This window comes from Pseudomonas sp., from assembly GCF_050739995.1.
GTDB lineage: Bacteria > Pseudomonadota > Gammaproteobacteria > Pseudomonadales > Pseudomonadaceae > Aquipseudomonas.
In genome coordinates this window covers 1-2,300 of sequence record NZ_JBOICG010000717.1, presented here as the reverse complement: position 1 = coordinate 2,300, position 2,300 = coordinate 1, and the positions used below count along the sequence as shown (strand labels likewise).

The window sequence follows — 2,300 nt, the reverse complement described above, 5'->3', positions numbered from 1 at the left end:
GCCAAGCGTTTTGCCGACGAAGCGCGGGTGATCTGCTTCGATGAATTCTTCGTCTCCGACATCACCGACGCCATGATCCTCGGCACCTTGATGGAAGAGCTGTTCAAGAATGGCGTGACGCTGGTCGCCACCTCGAACATCGTGCCCGACGGCTTGTACAAGGACGGCCTGCAACGTGCGCGCTTCTTGCCGGCCATCGCGTTGATCAAGCAGAACACCGAGATCGTCAACGTCGACAGCGGCGTCGACTATCGCCTGCGTCACCTGGAGCAAGCGGAACTGTTCCACTTCCCGCTGAACGAAGCCGCCCACGAGAGCCTGAAAAAAAGCTTCCGTGCGCTGACGCCGGAATGCACCCAGGCGGTGGAAAACGACAAGCTGATGATCGAGAACCGCGAAATCATTGCGTTGCGTACCTGCGATGACGTGGCCTGGTTCGACTTCCGCGCATTGTGCGACGGCCCACGCAGCCAGAACGACTACATCGAGCTGGGCAAGATTTTCCACGCGGTGATCTTGAGCGGCGTAGAGCAGATGAGCGTCACCACCGACGACATCGCGCGGCGCTTCATCAACATGGTCGACGAGTTCTACGACCGTAACGTCAAACTGATCATCTCGGCGGAAGTCGAGCTCAAGGACCTCTACACCGGTGGTCGCTTGAACTTCGAATTCCAGCGCACGCTCAGCCGTTTGCTGGAAATGCAGTCCCACGAGTTCCTGTCGCGCGGGCACAAGCCGTAAGAGCGATGTAAATCAAATGTGGGAGCCGGGCTTGTGTGGGAGCAAGCCCGCTCCCACATTTTTACCGCGTTTAACCGGAGTTATGCGGCCTGCTGAAACTGTTGCCGGTACTGGTTTGGCGACAGCTCCGTGTGCTGCCTGAATAACCGCGCAAAGAAACTCGCATCGTCATACCCCACCTCATAGCTGATGGTCTTGATGCTCTTGCGGCTGCCCGAGAGCAATCCCTTGGCCGTTTCGATACGTAGGCGTTGCAGGTAATGCAGCGGCTTGTCACCTGTGGCGGTCTGGAAGCGACGCATGAAGTTGCGGATGCTCATACCGTGTTCCCGGGCGACGTCTTCAAAGCGGAATTTGTCGGCGAAGTGTTCTTCGAGCCAGTGCTGGATCTGCAGGATGATCACGTCCTGGTGCAGCTTCTGCCCGCCAAACCCAATGCGTCCCGGCGAATAGCTGCGCTGCACTTCGTAGAGGATGTCGCGGGCCACGGCCTGGGCGATGTTGGCGCCGCAGAAACGTTCGATCAGGTAGATGTAGAGATCGCATGCCGACGTGGTGCCACCGGCGCAGTAAAGGTTGTCGGCGTCGGTGAGGTGTTTGTCCTGATTGAGCTGTACCTTTGGGAAGCGCTCGCTGAAGGCGTTGAAGAAGCGCCAATAGGTGGTCGCCTCCTTGCCATCGAGCAAGCCAGCCTCGGCCAGCCAGAACACTCCGGTGGCTTCGCCGCAGAGTACGGCGCCGCGAGCGTGTTGCTCGCGCAGCCATGGCAACACTTGTGGGTAGCGCGTGCACAGCGCGTCGAAGTCGTCCCAGAAGGCCGGTAACACGATGATATCGGCGTTTTCCAGGCCGCCGTCCACCGGCATGATCACATCGCTGAAGCTACGCACTGATTGCCCATCCGGGCTGACCAGGCGCGTTTCAAACGCTGGGGTCAGACCCAGGCCTTGTTGCTTGCCGTAACGCAGGCTGGCGAGGTGGAAGAAATCCTTGGCTTGCATGAGGGTTGAAGCGAATACCCGATCAATGGCCAAAATGCTGACGCGCCGCAAGGGCGTGGAGATTTGGTTAGACATAATTTCATTTATTCTTATAGGGGAAAGTGGTCACCAGACGGCTGGATCGTCTTATTTTTTGTCGCATGTGTCCAGTGGTCCGTGATGCCCGTGCGGCATAGTCTCTGTGGGCTCGTCCTTGTCCGACCACTCACGCAGGTGACCCACATGATTCCCAGAACCTTGTTCAGCCCAGAGCACGAACTCTTTCGCGAGAGTGTGCGCACCTTCCTTGAAAAAGATGCGGCGCCCTTCCATGGGCAATGGGAGAAGCAGGGTTACATAGACCGCAGCTTGTGGCGCAAGGCGGGGGAGGCGGGGATGCTGTGTTCCCACTTGCCGGAGGAATATGGCGGGTTGGGTGCGGACTTTCTCTACAGTGCGGTGGTGATCGAGGAGATCAGTCGTCTGGGGTTGACCGGCATCGGTTTCTCTTTGCATTCGGATATTGTCGCGCCGTACATCCTGCATTACGGCAGCGAGGCGCTGAAGCACAAATAC

General features: G+C 58.2%; 3 protein-coding genes. 2 read left to right on the top strand and 1 reads right to left on the bottom strand.

The genetic code is table 11. The annotated features are described in order from the left end of the window. A partial coding sequence (gene zapE / locus ACRESD_RS24215) for a cell division protein ZapE (RefSeq protein ID WP_431753215.1) occupies window positions 1-744 on the top strand: 744 nt, incomplete at its 5' end. Between the two features lie 80 nt (window positions 745-824). Here zapE and ACRESD_RS24210 read toward each other — a convergent pair. Beyond that, entirely contained in the window at window positions 825-1,745 is a 921-nt protein-coding gene (locus tag ACRESD_RS24210; RefSeq protein WP_431753216.1) for a GlxA family transcriptional regulator, read from the bottom strand. 213 nt (window positions 1,746-1,958) lie between these two features. On the opposite strand from ACRESD_RS24210, the gene ACRESD_RS24205 reads away from it, so the two are divergent. Next, window positions 1,959-2,300 (top strand): acyl-CoA dehydrogenase family protein (locus tag ACRESD_RS24205; protein WP_431753214.1); only part of this gene is annotated, 342 nt, incomplete at its 3' end.